Genomic DNA, 19,192 nt, shown 5'->3' on the forward strand with positions numbered 1-19,192 from the left:
GTGACTTGGTATCGAACCAATGTTACGTTTCGGGGACGCAAACAAGGAGCGGCCATGAAAACCAAAAACCATACTTATCATCAGCATGATTTCTCCCATCAAGATCTGAGCTATTTGGCTTTTGAGTCCTGTACTTTTTTAGAGTGCAACTTTCAAAGCGCTCAACTAAAAGAAACCACGTTTAAACACTGCCAGTTTATTGAGACTTCCGACATGGAAGGGTGTCAGTTTAACTCTGCTGATCTGAGAGATGCGAGCTTTCAAGACTGCAAATTGGCGATGGCCAACTTCAGCAATGCTAACTGCTTTGGTATTGAATTCCGGAGTTGCGATCTAAAAGGTGCGAATTTTTATCGCGCTAACTTTGCCAACTATGTGACGCAGAAAGTCTTCTTCTGCTCGGCTTATATCACAGGCTGCAATTTGTCCTATACAAACCTAGAGAGCGCCAACTTAGAGAAGTGTGAACTGTTTGAAAATCGTTGGATAGGTGCGCATTTGGTGGGAGCGTCGATGAAAGAGTCGGACTTGAGCCGCGGTGTTTTTTCAGAGGATGCTTGGACTCAATTTAGCTTTCAAGGTGCGAACCTATGCCATGTTGAGCTTGAAGGATTAAACCCGAAAAGAGTAGATATGACAGGCGTTCAAATTGCAGAGTGGCAGCAAGACCAGCTGCTTGAAGCGATGGGCATTGTTGTGATGCCTGATTAAATGTACTGCTGGCGAAACGAAAATTAGCGGCTCAAACTCTGATTTCTATCCGTAATCAGTTAGGGGCATTGTTGCGATAATCTGGCTCGGATAGGTTCTCTGCAAAGCCGATTTCACCGATGATATAGAGAGCACTGCCAATTGCATCTAGGGTTTCATTGGAGTTTCTTTCAGGCACGTTAACCACGGTGATATTACTGTAGTCGTGAGACAGTGAGGTCGCATCGGAAGGAGCGTAGCTGTTACACACGATGCTTTGACAATTATGCTGTTGCGGTGGCGCGCTTGGTGAGTTTTGAGTCGTCAGGTTTTGAATTGAATCTATATCGAATACATCTGAACCCTCTGCACTTAGTGCGTATCCCGAAAACACTAGCAATAATGATGCAATTACTCTCATCGTAAAATCCAACTCTATTCATAACCCACACCGATAATAGCGAAATCGAACTTTAATTGCACAGTGTTTTTTATAAGTTCGGTTTGATTGTCTATTGTTGGGTTGACCATTTTCTACATCATCTTAAGTTTTTGTTGTTGGCTGGAATGAAGGTTTGTGGAGCAGGGTTGTCGAGGATTCGTTTAGCGAATGGGGGAAAGCCCAAAGTTACGGGTAGGCTTTCCTAGGTAATAGCCTTGTCCCCATTCGGCACCCACTTGTTTGGCTATCTGCAGGTCGGAAGACATTTCGACGCCCTCCATTACGATCATTCGCCCATGAAGCATGAAACTCTCTTTGATGTCCGGGAGAGATTGAACAGGGTGGTTTCGAAGTTGTCGCAAAATGCTTTTGTCGAGTTTGACGATTTGTGGATTAACCTGCTGAACCCTAGGTAGGTCTGAATTTCCGGAACCGAAGTCGTCGATAGCAAGAAGGCACCCGTGACTGCGCAGCTGAGCAAGTTGCTGCTCTAATGGAATCCGTGAATCGGAAACTTGCTCAACGACTTCGATAACAAGGTTTGAAAAGTCATAACGGCTGTTGCTAGCATCATTTTGCTGTACACAATTGAACATGGTTTGCCAGACCCTTGGGTGTCGATGAAGGTACGCAATACTTGCTGGATTAAAATTGATGAACAACTTACCAGAGATCTTATCTTTGTATTTTCGATAGTTAATTGCATGTAGCGTTGCAGCGATCAGATCCATTTTTATGCGTGTGAGCCGAGATAAGTTTGAATTAAACAACTGCTCAGGAGAAATACTCTCACCTCCTGCGTCGGTGCAACGCAGGAGAGCTTCATGCCCAATCAAGGTGTGTTGATTAAGCTCATATATCGGCTGAAACACGGAAAGTACCTGATACCTTCCAAGTGAAAGCGTGTAACCTTGTTCGTCTTCAAGTAGCGATTGAATGCTTAACACTGCGGTGCCTTTGTTTCGTTCTGAAGTTTAAAGCGTTCGAGAATACGTTGCTGCTTAGCTATTTCAGCAAGCTGAGTATTCATATGCTGATTGGTCTTTTCTGTTTGGGTGATGACTTGTTGTCCGAGCTTGGTAATTTTTTGCGTATTCTTACTCACTTCAAATGACACTAAGCTTTGTTGTTCTGTCGCTGTTGCTACTTGCCCAGTGAATTCCGAGATATTACTGATATTTTCTTTTACCAAGTGCAGGGTTGTACTGGCTTGTCGCGCACACTCCACAGCATCGCTCACGTCATGTTCGCTTACTAAAATCGCCTCAGCCATCAGGCTGGTACCTGAACGAAGCTGCTGGATTTTGTTGTGGATCTCTTTCGTTGATTCTTGAGTGCGAAGAGACAACAAACGTACGTGATCTGCAACGACAGCAAAACCTCGCCCCGCTTGGCCAGCTCTAGCTGATTCAATGGTTGCATTCAACGCGAGTAGGTTAGTTTGATTCGCAATTTCACTGATGACATCAAGAATGCTACCTATGCTGTCTGTTGCGGCGATTAAGGTGTCAGATTGGTTGGACACTTTCGCCATGTTAGAAGAGAGCCTTTGAATGCACTGCTCGGTTTGGACGACGACATCCACTCCATTCAATACGTTCTTATCCGCCTCTGTGGCATTTTGAGCCGCGTGTTGAGTATGTTCAGCGGTGTCTTGCGCTGCAGCGGCCATTTGCTCTATCGCCGTCGCAAGGCTATTCAGTTCTGCGATTTGATGATTGATATGGTGATCGGTTTCGAAGGACGCAGACTGTGTCATCTCAGCGTGATTCTGTAGCGTGGTCGAGACACTTTTTGAGTCCAACATTTGTTGCTGTAGATTGGCAATAAAGTGATTAAAGTTGTGCGCCAGTTTGGCGAACTCTGTATCAGTATCCGTTTTTAAGCGCTGAGTAAGATCAGCGTCGCCAGACGCAATATTTTCAAGGGCGGCGTTCAAATCATCAATGGGTCTAAACAGATAGCGAATCGCCCAGTACAAAGACAGAATAACAAGGATGAGGGAGATACCAGTCAGACCCAGCAAGTCAGTGCTTAACTTAGTGAGGTCGGCAAAGACCTTCTGTTCATCAATGACAGCTCCGATGTACCAATCTTCCCCTTCAATTTTTTTCAAACTGACTAGGTGTTTTACGCCGTTGAGTTCTAGTTCTGTGACCCCTTGTTTTAGATGTACACCCGGAACAAATTCCGAAAAGGAGTGGCCATTGTAGTGATTGTTCGGGTGTGAGATGACCGTACCATCATTGGTCATCATAAACAGGTAGCCAGAGCCAAATAGATCGGTTTGATTAATCAGCTCTGCCAACGGTTTCAAAGAGACATCAAACACGACGTTTCCGATAAATTGGTTAGATTTATCAACCAATGAAGAGGCAACGGAAATGATCATCTGATTGGTCGACGAATCGATATAAGGTCTTGTGATTACAATGTCATTAGAGTGGCTAGCCTCTTGGTACCAAGGTCGATTTCGCACATCATAACCAGCTTCTGGGATCCAACCATCATTTGAGATCAGGGAGCCGTCGTGCTCGTAGCCAATGCCGACAGCCTGAAAACTCTTCGTGAGCGAAGGCGTTGAGATCGCCTCTAGGGCCAACTGGCGATTTGAAGCGTCAATGATATTTAAAGAGTGCGTTACGGAGTTAACGAGCTCTCTTTTTGCGCGAAGCTCATGGGTCACAGTGAAACTGATGCTTTTTGTCAGCTCATGGACACTGGTTTCCACTTGGCTTTGAAAGGTTGAATTTGTGGCTTGTTGCTGAACATAACCGACGAGTGAAGCAACGGTGACAAAGAGCAGGCTTGAAGCAATAATGATTTTTGACTGGAATTTCATGAAGTGCGATTGATTTTACAAATGGTTTAACCGCATATGATATATAGAGCAAACGTGAATAATGGTTATACCTTTTATAACTAATGGTTACATACGTCCTCTGTCCTTATCTTGTGTTAACCAATGCTATCAATGTGAATCATCACCGAATCGGGGCGCCAATATTCAAACTCATTGATTGTTCATCTAGTTAGTATCAGTTCACCAGCTGTTAGTGATCGGAGTTTCCAGTATTTAATCAATTTTGAGGTTATTTCGGAACTTTGATAGAAGTCAGTAATTACAAAAAAACCGCCCTGACGGGCGGAAACATAAGTTTTTTTAGGTGGTTACTTAGAAGACGTATTGTACACCTGCACCGCCTGAAACTTCAGAATAAGAGCCTGTAGTTACGTTAAGGGTCGCAGATGCTGACCAGTTTTCTGTAAAACTATGTGCAGCACCAAGAGCTACAGCTCCTGATTCTCCTGCGTAACCCACGCCGACACCAATGGCTGTTTGACCTTCACCAGAAAGGTATGGGCGAGCGTTGTTTACAGCATGAACACCGGCCATTACACTGTCCATTTTTTCATCTAGACGGTCAATTTCACCAAACAAAGTTTGAACGTCATTCTCGATACTAGCCATTGCAGAAGCACCTTGAGCGTATAGTTCCTTAATAGAACCGTATGCTTCTTCACCGCGCTCTTCTAGTTTTTGTGCAACTGCTTTAGCTACTTTTCCGTCCGGGATGATAACCGGATCTTCAATACTACGATGTTCTTCTATCTTCTCTTTGATTTCAGCTTTACGCGAATCAATATGATCGCGAACCTTACTCAGCTTTTCGCCTGGTAGTTTTGGTGGTGTTTCTTCACCTGGAATAGGTTCTACTGGCGTTGGTTCTCCTGGAGTAGGATCTACGATTGGACTTGTGTTGTTCTCATTATAGTGTTCAACCATAGCTGTCTTAATGATGTTTAGTTGCTCAGCATCCAACTCAGAAAGGTTGATAGAGCGTTGCTCACCAGAGACCTGATCCGTAAATGTTAGTGTTTTTGAGCCATCTTTTTGTGTTTCGATGTAAGCATTACCATTGCTATAGTTGTTCAAATGCTCATTAAACTTGGCGATATTTTCGTCGCGCATGTTTGGGTTTCCAGGCAATGGTTCTACAGGAGTAGGGCCACCCGGCACGATTGGATCTACAATCGGTGCTCCCCCAACTAGAATATCCTTTGCTATATCTTTGGCGGTATCTAGATCAAAGTTTTCATCTAACGGTAAACCTATTTTTTCGCCCGTCTCAGGGTCATTCCATACTAATACAAATTCACCATTTGCAGATTGTTGGATATGAGCATCTTTTCCGTGAAGCATTGCTTTGTTATTGAAAAGTTCTGCTTTTTGCTCGTTAGTTAGCTCAATTGGATTGATGCCAAATCCAGGATCAATAGGGTCAATAATAGTGTCGATAGGCTCAATAATCACGTCACCATGGTTGCCTTTAACGTAATCTACTGCCGCTGCTTTAAATTCATTTTTGAGCTCTTCGTTGCGGTGACCCATCTCCCATTCACCATCTTCATTCTTTCTTGCGACTGTGAAAGATGCGGTGCCATCCGGTGCAACAAGACTAATTGATCCATCAGATTCTACTAAATTCCAATCTGTACGCTTGTTGAAAGCTTGAATGAAGTTGCTACCACGTTCTTTAATTGGCTCATTGCCATAGCCAGGATCGATTGGGTCGATGACAACGTCAATAGGGTCAACACCGAACCCTGGGTCAACAGGATCGATAACAACATCAATTGGATCAACACCAAAACCAGGATCAACTGGCTCAACGATTACATCAATTGGTTCAATCACAATAGGTTGATCAATAGGCTGAATTGGGTCTGGTGAAGGAATGCTCATTTCTGCAGCTGCGTTGAAAGAAGCAGTTGCAATTAACGTAGCTAAAATAGTTTTTTTCATATTACCACCTAATAAGTACTAGTACGTATTTAATTTCTAAAAAAAGCACTTATCGTGCCAGTGCTTGAGATGAACTTTATTCGGTACTAATACGTATTGCAAGCGGTATTTTTGAGAATGTTATTATTCCATTGTTTTAATTGAATATTTTTTTGTACATCATTTCGCCAAACACTGACTTTATTGCTGTTTCAGCCTCTTCCTTTGTCATGTTTTGCTCTAATAGATGATGAATATTTACGATGGCACCACGAGAATAAGGGCTGCTACCATCCTTTATAATGTTTTCTAGGAGCATATTTACTAGTTCTTGAAAGATATGATTTTCAGGATCGTCATAAGCACTTAGCCATGACTGAACAAATGATTCTTTTGAGTGAAAATTAAGTAACGGTACTACCATTGGTAAAACCTTGCCTTGCAGTGCAGTAGCAAACATTATGTTGCTAGAGTAATAAGCTTGAATACTGCTTTTTCTCGTATTGAACTCTTTTGCCAATCTGTCATACGTAACAGCGCCCCATCCCTCTTCCAAAAAGATGGACAAAATCTTCTTATCCATGGCTTGTTTCTTTTGTGCTTTTTGCTCCGCTGTAATTCTAGCCATTGTTTTCCCTTTAAATTCAATACACAAGCATCATACGCTCATACTCTCAATTAGTTCTAGTACTAATTAAGAGTATTCTTAAATTTTATACGGATTTGATGAGTTTTAGACCGTGCATGGTTAGATGTTGGAGGATACACCAAGCTTACGCACCAATGCTATCAATGTGAATCATCACCGAATCGGGACGCCAATATTCAAACTCGCAATCCATCAGCTCGCCGTCTTGCTTGTAATTGACTCGGCAAATTTTTAGTACCGGTTGACCCTCTGAGAGATTGAGTGCTTTAGCTACGTGTGCTGGCGCTGAGGTGGGTATCACATCAAACCGTGAACGCTGGGTTTCATAGCCATAACTCTGTTTATAGATGTCGGTGAGTGACATCCGGAGATCGTTCGAGAGGATCTCTGGAAACAGATTGGCGATCAGTACATTCTCAACAAATAGCACCACTCTACCGTCGATGTAGCGCAGTCTTTCAATGACATGAATGGGAGTAATCCCCTCGACTTCTAGTGCCTTGGCGTTCTCTCCGGCCGCCATTTCAGAGCGAGTGTTGATGAGTCGAGTTTCGGCAATCCGGTTCTGGTCTCGAATCATTTGATGAAAGTGGCAGCGTGATAAGGGGTTGTAACGGATACGCTCAGACGACACAAACCAACCGCGTCGATCTTCTCGGTATATTAATCCTTCGGTTTCAAGCGAGATAAGCGCATCTTTAAGCGTGATGCGCGTAGTCGAAAAGAGTTCGCTGAGCTCTCTCTCTGAAGGGAGTTTTTGCCCCTGTTTGTAGATGCCAGACTGTATCTGTTCTCGGATACTGTGTTTGATTTTTCCTAATTGTGTTTGTGAGTGGTTGTTGCCTGGCATTCTCATCGCTGATCTAGTCCATGATTCGTTGTTGTTACCAGTATAAGTCGGCTGTTTAACAGTAATGTGACAGCTAATCCTGCTTAAATGTCGCGCTGTTGAAATAGTTTTGCCATATAAATGCATTCGAACTGTCAAGGAAGTTGTCATAAACCGTAACAATTGCCCTTTAGCATGCAAAGTGAACTTACTGACCTAGTCCAGAAGGATAGAGACAATGAAAACTTTGCTTTGCCGCTCAATCGTAACGCCATCAAAATTGATTGGTGCAACCTTGATGACAGCGACCATTTCAATGCCAGCAATGGCTACTGACACGGATTTAAATGCACTAGTAGAAGCGGCTCAAAAAGAGGGAGCAGTTTACAGTGTGGGTATGCCTGATAGTTGGGCTAACTGGAAAGACACGTGGGCTGACCTAAAGGAAAACTACGGGCTAAAGCACCAAGATACTGATATGAGCTCGGCTCAAGAGATCGCAAAATTTGAAGCGGAGAAGCGCAATGCGACTGCAGATATCGGTGATGTAGGCTTTGCGTTTGCACGCGTTGCGGTAAAGAAAGATGTGACTCAAGCATACAAGCCATCAACTTGGGACGACATTCCTGAGTGGGCTAAAGACAAAGATGGCCACTGGGCTCTGGCGTACACTGGCACTATCTCATTCATCTCAAACAATAATCTTGTGAAAAATGCACCTAAGTCTTGGAGCGATATCCTTGAGGGTGATTACAAAGTGACGGTTGGGGATGTAGGCGTTGCAGCACAGGCGAATAACGCGGTATTGGCGGCAGCGTTCGCCAATGGCGGAGATGAAACGAACCTAAAACCGGCGATCAAGTACTTCGCTGAACTCGCAAAACAGGGCCGTCTGTCATACACAGATCCAAACATGGCGAACCTAGAAAAGGGTGAAGTTGAAGTCGCGATCATGTGGGACTTCAACGCGTTGAACTACCGTGACAAGATCGACCGCGAGCGCTTCAGCGTTAACATTCCACAAGATGGTTCAGTGATCTCGGGCTACACCACCATCATCAACAAATACGCGAAAAACCCAAATGCGGCGAAACTGGCTCGCGAATACATCTTCAGCGACCAAGGTCAGATCAACCTAGCAGAAGGTTATGCGCGTCCAATCCGTACTAATGTGACTCTGCCTCAATCGGTACAAGATAAGCTCATTGCTAACGAAGAGTACGGCAATGTTCACCCTGTGTCTGACTTCTCTGCATGGGAAAAATCAGCACGTCGTCTGCCACGTCAATGGCAAGAAAGCGTTCTGATTCATCAGCAATAAGTTCCGTTTGTTAGCAAGAGAATAAGTCATGAGCAATAAGGTCATCCTTGTTGTTCTAGATGGACTGAATTATCAGGTAGCTCGTGATTGCATGGGCTACCTTAACGGTCTTCTAGAACTGAGTAACACACCAACCTGCGAAAGCGATTCGCAAAATAATCTGACGCCATCACAAGCGAAGTTACGAGCGACGCTTTATCTGATGCAGTGTGAGCTGCCTTCTATGTCACGCCCACTTTATGAGTGCATCCTAACGGGTGTCCGCCCTGTAGAGAGCGGTATTGTTAATAATCAGATTGTCCGTCTTTCCAATCATGATTCGATCTTTAGCTTGGCCAAAGCTCAGGGGAAAACTACCGCTGCGGCTGCTTATCACTGGGTGAGTGAACTGTATAACCGCGCACCATTTGATCCAGTGCGCGATCGATTTACTCACGATGAAACGCTCAATATTCAACACGGCTGTTTCTATCACTGGGATCACTACCCAGACGAGGCGCTGTTTCTTGATGCTGAGCATCTGCGTTTAACTTATCAGCCAGACTTCTTGTTGATTCATCCAATGAACATCGACGATATGGGCCACAAGTATGGCTTAGATTCGCGTCAGTATCGTAACAGTGCGCGCGGCGCCGATATCTTGCTGTCGAACTACATTAAAGGTTGGGTTGAAGAGGGTTATCAAGTCATTGTTACCAGCGATCACGGTATGAATGACGACCTTTCTCATGGTGGGATTTTGGCCGAAGAGCGTGAAGTTCCTTTCTTTGTGATTGGCGACAAATTCACTCACCAAGAGTGCCAAATTAAGCAGACTGATATCTGCGGTACCGTGTGTCAGCTCCTCAACCTAGAACACAATAAATCTTACACTCAGGAATTGTTAGCCCTATGAGCAGTCCTGCCATCACGCAAAAACCGAATTCATTAAAAGCCAATACGTCTAAGCCTGTGCAGTCTTGGTTTAAGCGCTTCAAGCCTGTGTTATGGCTAGCTCCATTTGCGCTGTTTTTCTATCTGTTCCAATTGGCGCCTATGGTTTGGGTGCTGATCAACAGTTTCTTTTATGAAGGCGAGCTGTCGCTTGAAAACTACATTGAGGTGTTTGATTCCGCCTTCATGATGCAAGCATTCAGCAACAGCCTTTGGTTATCTTTGTGGTCGAGTGTGTTCGGCCTAGCGATCGCGACACTGTTGGTTTCCTCTTTGCGCCGTGTCGATTGCAAAATTCGCGATGGGGTAATTGCTTTTACCAATATGAGCAGTAACTTTGCTGGTGTCCCGCTCTCTTTCGCTTTCATCATCATCCTTGGAACCAACGGCGCGCTCACGTTGCTGCTTAAGCAATATGGCTTGTTGGGGGATTTTGACCTGTATGGAAAGTGGGGATTGCTGGCGATCTATACCTACTTCCAGATCCCTCTGGCTGTGCTTTTGTTGTATCCGGCCTTTGATGCATTGAGCGATGACTGGCAAGCGGCTTCGGCGCTGCTTGGCGCGAAAACTTGGCAATATTGGCTCAAGGTTGGCCTTCCGGTGCTTTCTCCAGCTCTATTTGGCACCTTTATTATTCTCATCGCTAATGCGATCGGCGCGTACGCCAGTGTCTATGCACTTACTTCTGGTAACTACAACGTGATAACCATTCGAATCGCAAGTTTAGTCTCGGGCGATCTGTTCCTTGAGCCTAATCTGGCGGCGGCGATTTCAGTGATTCTGATGGTAATGTTGGCATTCATTACCGTGATCAACCAATGGCTTATCAGTAAGAGTTATGCAGGGAAAAAAAGCTAATGCAAAACGTTAATACGCGCTTTCACAAAATGGTGGTTTTCTCGATTGTTAGCATCATGCTGATTCCGATCTTAGCCACCTTTATCTATTCAATTTCATCTCGTTGGGGAGCGACCATACTGCCTGATGGCTTTACTTTAGACTGGTACATCAGCCTGTTGACAGACCCGCGTTTCTTGCAAGCCTTTGGTCGTTCGCTGTTTATCTGTATTGCGGCGCTAACATTGAGTGTGGTGCTGATTCTTCCGGCGATATTTGTGGTGTTCTACTACTTCCCTAAGCTCGATAAGCTAATGAACATCATGATCTTGCTGCCGTTTGCAGTGCCTCCAGTCGTCTCGTCGGTTGGGCTGTTGCAGCTTTATGCTGACAGTGAAATCTCGTTGATTGGCACACCTTGGATCTTGATTGGTACCTACTTCACCATCGCTCTGCCATTTATGTATCGTGCGATTGCCAATAGTTTTCAGGCGATCAATTTGCAAGACCTGATGGACGCCGCACATCTACTAGGAGCAAGCACCACCAAGGCCTTTTTGTTGATCATTCTGCCAAATCTCAAGAAGGGGTTAATGGCATCACTGTTTCTCTCGTTCTCGTTTTTATTGGGTGAGTTCGTGTTTGCCAATATCTTGGTCGGAACCCGCTACGAGACGTTACAAATCTATCTATACAACATGCGTCAAACCAGTGGCCACTTCACTTCAGCCTTGGTGATGACCTATTTCCTATTCATTTTCTTACTGACTTGGATGGCAAGTCGTTTTAGCCGTGGAGTCAAATAATGAGTTATGTAAACGCACACAATTTAACGAAAAGCTTCGGTGACAACACCGTGTTTGAAGACATTCAATTTACGATTGAAAAAGGCGAGTTTATTACCCTGCTTGGCCCCAGTGGTTGTGGTAAATCTACCTTGCTACGCAGTTTGGCGGGGCTGAATCCTGTTGATGGTGGTGAGATATGGGTTAACGGTGAAGAGATCACCCATCAAGCACCACAGCAGCGTGGTATTGGTATGGTCTTCCAATCTTACGCGCTGTTTCCAAACATGACGGTAGAGGGAAATATCGCGTTTGGCCTGAAAATGAAAAAGTTATCGGGCGATGAGATCAAACGTGAAGTGGCCAAAGTGATTGAGCTGGTGGATCTAAAAGGCAAAGAGAGTTTTTATCCACACCAATTGTCGGGTGGGCAGCGCCAGCGTGTCGCCTTGGCGAGAGCCTTAGTGGTTAAGCCTCGTATTCTGTTGTTGGATGAGCCGCTATCGGCGTTGGATGCCAAGATCCGTAAGCATCTTCGTCAGCAGATCCGTGATATTCAGAAAGAGATGGACCTGACGACCATCTTTGTTACTCACGACCAAGAAGAGGCGATGATCATGTCTGACCGCATCTTCTTGATGAACAAAGGTGAAATCGTACAAGCGGGCACACCAGAAGAGATCTACACTCAACCTGCTAATGAGTTTGTTGCCGGATTCATGGGCCACTACAACTTGGTTCAAGCGAATAAAGCCAAACAGCTTTTCGATATCGATACCGACTGGAAGGTGGCAATTCGCCCAGAGTCAATTTACGTGAAAGAGCAGGGCAGACAGTACGGAACCCACATTTCAGCACCGAAAACGGGAACCATCCGCAATCACCAACTGCTGGGCAACGTGATTCGTTACCAAGTGAATGTGGATGATTGTGAGCTGACCGTCGACCTTCTCAATCGCTCCTCTGAGCGTCTACTCGCAAACGGAAGTGAGTTAGAGTTGCTGTTTAATCTAAATGAAATTCAACCTGTGAGAGCCTAAGATGTCTAAGCCTTTGTATGTTTTTGATATGGACGAAACCCTAGTCAACGGCGATGCTGCGATGCTATGGAATGCGTTCTTAGTCGAAAAAGGTATTGTGAGTGACCCAAGCTTTATTGACGAAGATCAGCGCCTTATGGGCTTATATAGCCAAGGTGAACTCGACATGGAAGACTACCTAGCATTCGCCATGGAGCCTCTTGCTAATCTGACGACACAACAGGTGAATACGCTGGTGGAAGAGTGCGTTGAGAGCAAAATACTGCCCAAGCTGTTTACTCAAACCTTACCGCTTATTGAGCAACTTAAGCGCGATGAAATTGATATGTTGATCATCTCTGCCAGTGTAACTTTCTTGGTTGAAGTGGTCGGTAGAAAGCTAGGCATAGAGCATGCGTTAGGGATCGATCTGGTCGAGAAACAAGCGCGTTATACATCGAAGATAAAAGGTGTACCGAGTTACCGAGAAGGTAAAGTAACTCGTTTAGAGCAGTGGATTGCAAAGCAGTCTAATCGCTACACTGACATTCATTTTTACACTGACTCGATCAATGACTTACCGCTTTGTGAATATGCGGACTACACCTATCTGGTTAACCCGTGTCCACGTTTACGAGCATTAGCCGACAGGCCAAATTGGCAAATCCTCGATTGGGATTAAATTTGGCTCTCTACTTAAACAAAAACTCCGACGCTAAGTCGGAGTTTTTGTTTGTCATAGGTTCGCTTTACTAAGACGTTGTGATGGCTAGCACTAATCACCGAGAGGCTGTCGGTCGCCTCCGCCACGGTAGGAGTCTAAAGCAACCTTCAAGCGGCGCAGTTTATCGCGCGAGCGGTTTTTGTGATTGACTGCCATGCCCATTGAAAGCACATCCACTAACGCCAGCATTGCGTAGCGAGATGCCGATGGTTTGTAGATGAAATCAGTTTCCATATGCTTGATAGGTAACAAGATATCTGCAATCTGTGCTAGTGGCGTATCTTGTGGGGTAATCGCGATGATCTTAAGCCCGTATTGCTTCGCTAACTCGGCGGTTTCGGTGATAACGGGTGTAAAGCCAGTCGCGGAAATCATCACCATCACATCATTGGCATCGGCTGTTGCGGCAACCATGCGTGACATTAAGCCATCGTTGTACGACACCACCGGGTAGCCTAAACGAAACAGTCGGTGCTGCAGCTCTTGAGAGGCGATGGTTGAACCGCCACCCATGCCGATTGCGATGATCTGTCTGGCGTTGTGCAGCCAACTTACCGCAGTTTCAACGTCTTGTTCTTTAAATAGAGTGCGGTTGATGTCTAGGCTCTGCTTGATCGATTCGTAGATACCTTGATAGCCAGTTTGGTTAACCGGTTCAAGAATAAAGCGCTGGCCCACCGTTAGGGTTTGAGCAAGCTTGATCTTCATATCACGTACGTTGTTACAGCCAATCGCCTTAGCAAAACGGGTAATGGTAGCTTCACTGACTTGCGCGTTTTCAGCGAGTTCTGTAATGCTGGCTTTGGCGGCAAAATCAATGTCATCCATGATCAGCTTGGCGACTTTTTTCTCGGCATCACGAAGAGCGGGAAAACGCTCCGTTATCTGTGAAATGATATCTACTTCTAAACTCAAGAATCTTGATCCTTTGTTGATGGGGCTAAGCCTTAGCCCCGTTAGTATATCTGAATGCTTCGCTGATTCTAGCTTATTGAAAAATTGAGCTAGAAGCAGGTCTCTACCCAGTTTGTGACCTGATAGTCGTCATCGCTAATAGCAATGTAACGCCACTTATCGAAAGTCAAACACGGGTGTGAGGTTGAGAACGCAATCATGTCTCCCACTTCAATCTCTGAAGAGCCGTCCGTTTCCACAAAGGTATGTTGATCCATCACGGCTGTTGCTGTCAGGCCCTTTACTGAAATAGCTTCGCCATTGCGATATCCGCGTTCAGCAATAGGTAATCCCGCGTCGAAGGCCACATCACGCTTACCTAGCCCAATCACCAGTTTGGTTGGCTCTGCACGAGAGATAACATATGCCCAAACCTCAAGTGCTGATTCTAAATCTCCTCCCAGTTCACACGCGTAACCTTGGTTTACTTGCGCGCGCTGCAACACTTTGCTTTGAGCATCTAGGTAGATCCCAGTATCGTGAATGGCATAGCAACCTGGGCGGATGATCGCCAAGTAATCGGTTAGGTTCGCCAAGCACTCTGCCACCACATCATACCAAGCCGATCCCGCGCCAGTGATGATTGGTTGTCCCGTGATCAGTCCATCTGATTCAAGGCTTTCGACAGAGCTTAGTGCTTGCTTTAAGAAGGCACGAATATCTTGCTCGGCATTGTCGCCATGAATCACACCTTCGTACACTTCGATGCCCGCAAGAGAAAGTGCAGGCGCGTCTTGAATGGTTTGTGCAAGCTCTAGAACCTCTTGTGGTGAGCGACAGCCACAGCGCCCGCCTGGTACTCCAAACTCAATCAGAACCTTTAGCGTTTGCTCTGTATTAGCGAAGTGTTGACTCAGTTGTTGCACGTTCACTGGTGAATCGACACAGCAGTAAAAGTCGACGTCGAACTCACTAATAAGCTGTTCGATGATCGCAATATTGGTTTTACCCACCAATTGGTTAGCCATGATGATTCTTTTTGCACCCGCCATGGCTGCAATCTCTGCTTGAGCAGGTGTCGCAACAGTAATTCCCCAAGCGCCATTTTCTAACTGCTGACGAAAGAAATCAGGCGTCATTGATGTTTTACCGTGTGGTGATAATTTCACCTGATGATGATTGGCGAATGACTGCATCCAATTCAGATTATTGGTTAAGGCTGATTGTTTGATAATTGCTACCGGAAGCGAAATATCTTCATCGACCAGTCGATAAACACCGTTCTCAGTTTGTGATACTGCTCTCCCTTTTTGGCCTCTTTCAGTCAAGACGAAACAATCTTTTTGATACTTTATAACATCTTTTTGTGCAGGGTTATGTTTCATTGCTGATTCCTAACATGATTTAAGTGGTTGTTATTTAATGTTTAAATCTATCTTGTGTTTATTTTATGATAGAAACTATCACACAAATTAAAATATTATGTGTGTTTTGTCACTGAAAATAATCGGCTGGATTTTTAATATAGATCCATCAACAGAGTGGATTGAGAGAGTGAGAAATGTTGTTCGATACGATAATTAAAAATGTAGAGGTGTTCGATGGCACCGGCGAACAATCGTTTTGTGCCGATGTAGCAATCCGAGATGGAAAAATCGCCGAAATTGGCAGCATTGATCATGAAGATTGTGGCCAGTTGGTTGAGGGAGCAGGCTTAGCATTGGCTCCTGGATTTATTGATGTACACACACACGACGACACCAACGTCATTCGTTACCCAGACTGCTTACCAAAGATCAGCCAAGGTGTGACAACCGTGATTGTTGGTAACTGCGGTATCAGTGCGTCACCAACGGTTTTAGCTGGTGATCCACCAGATCCTATGAACCTTTTAGGCGCGCAGGCTGATTTCAAATACCCAACCTTTGCCGCGTATGCACAAGCGGTGGAGCAAGCACAACCTGCAGTAAACGTAGCAGCCTTGGTAGGTCACACCACGCTACGTAACCAAGTGATGGATGATCTACAACGCACTGCAACGGAAGATGAAATTGCAGAGATGCAAAACAACCTTGATTTAGCGATGGAGCAAGGCGCATTAGGTTTGAGTTCAGGCTTGGCTTACGCAAGTGCGAAACAAGCGAACGCCAATGAAGTCATGCAGTTAGCCAAAGTGCTGTCTAGCCATGGCGGCATCTATACCACGCATATGCGTACCGAATTCGAAGAGATCTTAAGCGCGATGGAAGAAGCGTTTGAAACCGGCCAATACGCAAAAGTACCGGTTGTTATCTCTCACCTTAAATGTGCAGGGGCGGGCAACTGGGGCAGGACCGTTGAAGTGCTTGATTTAATGGATAAGGTTTCAGAGCACCAAGATGTGTCTTGCGACTGCTACCCATATTCAGCGAGCTCCTCAACATTAGATTTGAAACAGGTGACGGACGATTTCGACATCTTCATCACTTGGTCTGAAGCAAAACCAGAACATGCAGGCAAAACCCTGAAGCAGATTGCTGACGAGATGAACCTACCACTGATGGATGCGGCGAAAGCACTTCAACCAGCCGGTGCGGTTTACCACTGCATGGATGAGAATGACGTAAAGCGCGTCTTGAAATACAAGCTGACCATGGTTGGTTCCGATGGTTTGCCTAATGACCCACATCCACACCCGAGATTGTGGGGTACCTTCCCGAAAGTGTTAGGCCACTACTGCCGAGATGAAAAACTGTTCTCGCTACCAGAGGCGATTCACAAAATGACGGGAATGTCGGCAGAGCGTTACAACTTGTCTGGTCGAGGCGAAATTCGCCAAGGTGCATTTGCTGATTTGGTTTTATTTGATCCAAACAATATTAAAGACACAGCAACATTTGAAAATCCTATTTCAGTTGCTCAAGGAATAGAAAGTGTATTTGTAAATGGTGAGTTAACTTACCAAAAAGGAAAAGTAAGAAATAATCGTTCTGGCGTTTTTATTTATCGTAATTAATTGAATCAACGGAAATAAAACGACGAATTAATTTAAATATATTGGAAAGCAACCAATATTATCTATAAAGAAGTGGAGTTAAAAAATGACTATTAAACGTTACGGTGTTGAAGGCGGAACAGGTACAGGCGGACAACATTTACCATTTGCACGCGCAACAGAAGCGGGTGGTTTCCTATACGTTTCTGGCCAGACACCGATGACAGATGGTGAAGTAGTTGAGGGTGGCATTATTGACCAGTCTCGCCTAGCAATCCAAAACTGTGTCGATATCATGACTGAAGCAGGCTACGGCCTAGAAGACGTAGTACACGTAAAGGTTGTACTAACGGATTCTCGTTACTTCCAATCTTTTAATAAGGTATTCAAAGAGTTCTTTGGAGCTAACCCACCGGCTCGTATCTGCATGGTGTGTGACCTAGTTGTAGACGTGAAAGTTGAAGTAGATGTGACTTGCTACCGCGCTGACCGCGTATAGTAATAACCTAATCACAATAACCTACTTAGAGAGTATTGGGGCGTAGTCATCCCTGTTATTATTCCTTAATACTCTCACCCTACATTTATAAAAATTGCTTTAATTAAAATATACAAAATAAATAAAGCAATTATATGAAATATAAAATGAATGAATCATAAATAAAAGCTCTAGAATGAGCTTAATATTTCACTGAGAGGTGTCAAATGAACAGCACTCTTTTTCTTACAGGCTTCGGCGTGTACGTATGTTTTTTAATTTGGTTAGGCTGGTTTGTCTCGCGTAATCAAAAATCTGGCGAAGATTTCTTATTAGGTGGCCGTGGCCTGCCACTATTTTTAGTACTTGGTACAACGGTAGCGACGATGGTCGGTACGGGTTCAAGTATGGGTGCGGTTGGCTTCGGCTACGCAAATGGCTGGGCTGGTGCTCTGTACGGAATTGGCGGTGCTGTTGGCATCCTATTGCTTGCGTTATGGTTTGCTCCGGTTCGTAAGCTGAACTTCATGACAATGAGTGAAGAGCTCGCGTATTACGTGGGAGCCAACCGAATCGTGAAAAACGTGGTTGGCCTACTCATCTTTATCGCGTCCATCGGCTGGTTAGGTGCACACATTTTAGGTGGCGGCATGTACCTAGCGTGGATTGCTGACATCGACCTGAACCTTGCGAAGATCATTATTGCAGCGGCATTCACTATCTACGTTGTTATCGGTGGTTACACAGCGGTTGTATGGACCGATACTATCCAAGCAATCATCCTTTTTGCTGGTTTCATCTTGATGGCGGTAATGTCTGTGAACCACATTGGTGGCATGGATAACCTTTACGCTGCGATGGACCCTGCTGCTACAAGCTTTTTAGCAATCGATAAACTAGGCATTCTGCCTGCTGTTTCTCTGGCTGTGGTTATCGGTGTTGGTGTTCTGGCAACGCCTTCATTCCGCCAACGCATTTACTCTGGTAAAGACGTTTCAACTATCCGTCGTTCATTCGTGGCTTCTGGTGTGTTGTACCTTTTCTTCTCTATCATTCCAGCAATTATTGGTATGGCGGCACACGCTATCGACCCAACGTTGGATAACCCTAACTTCTCGTTCCCTTACATTGCAGCAACGGTACTTCCAGTTGGTGTTGGCATGATTGTTCTTATCGCTGGCCTATCTGCAACCATGTCGAGCGCAAGCTCAGATGCGATTGCTGGTGTGTCTATCCTGCTGCGTGACGTATACGTGATGTTCACAGGCCGTGTACCAAACAAAGAATCAATGATGAACTACTCTCGCCTAGCTTTGGTTGTGGTGATTGGTTTTGCACTGCTGTTCGCATTGACGTCAAACGACATCATTGGCTACATCACTAAGATGATTTCAACGGTTATGTCAGGCATGTTCGTGTGCGGTATGTTGGGACGCTTCTGGAGCCGTTACAACTGGCAGGGTGCGATTGCAACACTGGTTGGCGCCTCTATCGCTTCTTTCACTGTAATGCTAAGCGCAGACCTAACAGCCTTCTGGGGCAACCCAGTGATTCCATCTTGTCTATTCGCACTAACAGCGGGTGTGGTAGTAAGCCTATGTACACCAGCTAACCAAGTGACTCCTGAAATGGCAAAAGCGATTCTTGACGACGAGCGTGCTCTGATGGAGATGGAAATGTCTGAGACTGGCGTCCTTGAAGAGGAAGCTGCACCTCAACGCCCTGCAAATCAAACAAGCTAAACCTAGTCTCCACAACGGGTTTGCCAAGTTCTGGCCCTGCTTGTCTGCAGGGCCCTTTCCCCAAATTATCTCTCTATTTTAGGATC

General features: G+C 45.1%; 18 protein-coding genes. 10 read left to right on the forward strand and 8 right to left on the reverse strand.

Annotated elements, in window-relative coordinates:
• The first annotated feature begins 54 nt into the window (after positions 1 to 54).
• A complete protein-coding gene (locus L1D60_RS01620; protein ID WP_239839429.1) occupies positions 55 to 711 on the forward strand; it encodes a Qnr family pentapeptide repeat protein in 657 nt (218 codons plus the stop codon).
• A gap of 55 nt (positions 712 to 766) precedes the next feature.
• Here the strand turns inward: L1D60_RS01620 and L1D60_RS01625 are convergent, their stop codons facing one another.
• The 6 genes from L1D60_RS01625 to L1D60_RS01650 all read right to left on the reverse strand — a co-directional run bounded on the left by L1D60_RS01625 (position 767) and on the right by L1D60_RS01650 (position 7,423).
• Positions 767 to 1,111 carry a hypothetical protein gene (locus L1D60_RS01625; protein ID WP_239839430.1) on the reverse strand — a complete coding sequence of 115 codons (345 nt, stop codon included), beginning with the start codon at positions 1,109 to 1,111 and terminating at the stop codon, positions 767 to 769.
• Between the two features lie 182 nt (positions 1,112 to 1,293).
• Complete coding sequence (locus L1D60_RS01630) at positions 1,294 to 2,079, reverse strand: EAL domain-containing protein (protein WP_239839431.1); 786 nt, start codon at positions 2,077 to 2,079, stop codon at positions 1,294 to 1,296.
• Positions 2,073 to 3,974: a methyl-accepting chemotaxis protein gene (locus tag L1D60_RS01635; protein WP_239839432.1), complete on the reverse strand. Its 1,902-nt coding sequence runs from the start codon at positions 3,972 to 3,974 to the stop codon at positions 2,073 to 2,075. Before L1D60_RS01635 ends, L1D60_RS01630 begins: the two co-directional genes overlap by 7 nt.
• Positions 3,975 to 4,307: 333 nt before the next feature.
• Positions 4,308 to 5,939, reverse strand: a complete 1,632-nt coding sequence (locus L1D60_RS01640; protein WP_239839433.1) for a YadA C-terminal domain-containing protein — start codon at positions 5,937 to 5,939, stop codon at positions 4,308 to 4,310.
• A 136-nt stretch (positions 5,940 to 6,075) separates the two neighbouring features.
• A complete protein-coding gene (locus L1D60_RS01645) occupies positions 6,076 to 6,546 on the reverse strand; it encodes a TetR/AcrR family transcriptional regulator (protein WP_239839434.1) in 471 nt (156 codons plus the stop codon).
• A 145-nt stretch (positions 6,547 to 6,691) separates the two neighbouring features.
• Positions 6,692 to 7,423, reverse strand: coding sequence for a UTRA domain-containing protein (locus L1D60_RS01650; RefSeq protein ID WP_239839435.1), 732 nt, complete (start codon positions 7,421 to 7,423; stop codon positions 6,692 to 6,694).
• Between the two features lie 211 nt (positions 7,424 to 7,634).
• Between L1D60_RS01650 and L1D60_RS01655 the strand changes: the two genes are divergently transcribed.
• From L1D60_RS01655 to L1D60_RS01680, 6 genes are read left to right on the forward strand one after another with little or no spacing between them, the layout of a single operon-like run.
• Positions 7,635 to 8,717, forward strand: coding sequence for an ABC transporter substrate-binding protein (locus L1D60_RS01655; RefSeq protein ID WP_239839436.1), 1,083 nt, complete (start codon positions 7,635 to 7,637; stop codon positions 8,715 to 8,717).
• A gap of 28 nt (positions 8,718 to 8,745) precedes the next feature.
• Positions 8,746 to 9,612, forward strand: coding sequence for an alkaline phosphatase family protein (locus tag L1D60_RS01660; protein WP_239839437.1), 867 nt, complete (start codon positions 8,746 to 8,748; stop codon positions 9,610 to 9,612).
• Entirely contained in the window at positions 9,609 to 10,511 is a 903-nt protein-coding gene (locus L1D60_RS01665) for an ABC transporter permease (protein ID WP_239839438.1), read from the forward strand. The genes L1D60_RS01660 and L1D60_RS01665 overlap by 4 nt, the downstream gene beginning before the upstream one ends.
• Entirely contained in the window at positions 10,511 to 11,296 is a 786-nt protein-coding gene (locus L1D60_RS01670) for an ABC transporter permease (protein ID WP_239839439.1), read from the forward strand. Before L1D60_RS01665 ends, L1D60_RS01670 begins: the two co-directional genes overlap by 1 nt.
• Positions 11,296 to 12,315 carry an ABC transporter ATP-binding protein gene (locus tag L1D60_RS01675; RefSeq protein WP_239839440.1) on the forward strand — a complete coding sequence of 340 codons (1,020 nt, stop codon included), beginning with the start codon at positions 11,296 to 11,298 and terminating at the stop codon, positions 12,313 to 12,315. Before L1D60_RS01670 ends, L1D60_RS01675 begins: the two co-directional genes overlap by 1 nt.
• 1 nt (position 12,316) lies before the next feature.
• Positions 12,317 to 12,976, forward strand: coding sequence for an HAD family hydrolase (locus L1D60_RS01680; RefSeq protein ID WP_239839441.1), 660 nt, complete (start codon positions 12,317 to 12,319; stop codon positions 12,974 to 12,976).
• A 93-nt stretch (positions 12,977 to 13,069) separates the two neighbouring features.
• Here L1D60_RS01680 and L1D60_RS01685 read toward each other — a convergent pair whose 3' ends face one another.
• Both L1D60_RS01685 and L1D60_RS01690 read right to left on the reverse strand, forming a co-directional pair.
• Positions 13,070 to 13,933 carry a MurR/RpiR family transcriptional regulator gene (locus tag L1D60_RS01685; protein WP_017057730.1) on the reverse strand — a complete coding sequence of 288 codons (864 nt, stop codon included), beginning with the start codon at positions 13,931 to 13,933 and terminating at the stop codon, positions 13,070 to 13,072.
• An 89-nt stretch (positions 13,934 to 14,022) separates the two neighbouring features.
• Positions 14,023 to 15,297, reverse strand: a complete 1,275-nt coding sequence (locus L1D60_RS01690) for an amino acid deaminase (RefSeq protein WP_239839442.1) — start codon at positions 15,295 to 15,297, stop codon at positions 14,023 to 14,025.
• Between the two features lie 176 nt (positions 15,298 to 15,473).
• Between L1D60_RS01690 and L1D60_RS01695 the strand changes: the two genes are divergently transcribed.
• From L1D60_RS01695 to L1D60_RS01705, 3 genes are all read left to right on the forward strand, one after another.
• Positions 15,474 to 16,907: a D-aminoacylase gene (locus L1D60_RS01695; protein WP_239839443.1), complete on the forward strand. Its 1,434-nt coding sequence runs from the start codon at positions 15,474 to 15,476 to the stop codon at positions 16,905 to 16,907.
• Between the two features lie 85 nt (positions 16,908 to 16,992).
• A complete protein-coding gene (locus L1D60_RS01700) occupies positions 16,993 to 17,385 on the forward strand; it encodes a RidA family protein (protein WP_008216122.1) in 393 nt (130 codons plus the stop codon).
• Positions 17,386 to 17,591: 206 nt separating this feature from the next.
• The gene (locus tag L1D60_RS01705) at positions 17,592 to 19,106 is read left to right on the forward strand and encodes a sodium:solute symporter family protein (protein ID WP_239839444.1); all 1,515 of its coding nucleotides are present in this window, start codon (positions 17,592 to 17,594) and stop codon (positions 19,104 to 19,106) included.
• Positions 19,107 to 19,192: the final 86 nt, after the last annotated feature.

Origin of the sequence: Vibrio sp. Isolate30 (assembly GCF_022397975.1) — a bacterium.
GTDB lineage: Bacteria > Pseudomonadota > Gammaproteobacteria > Enterobacterales > Vibrionaceae > Vibrio > Vibrio fortis.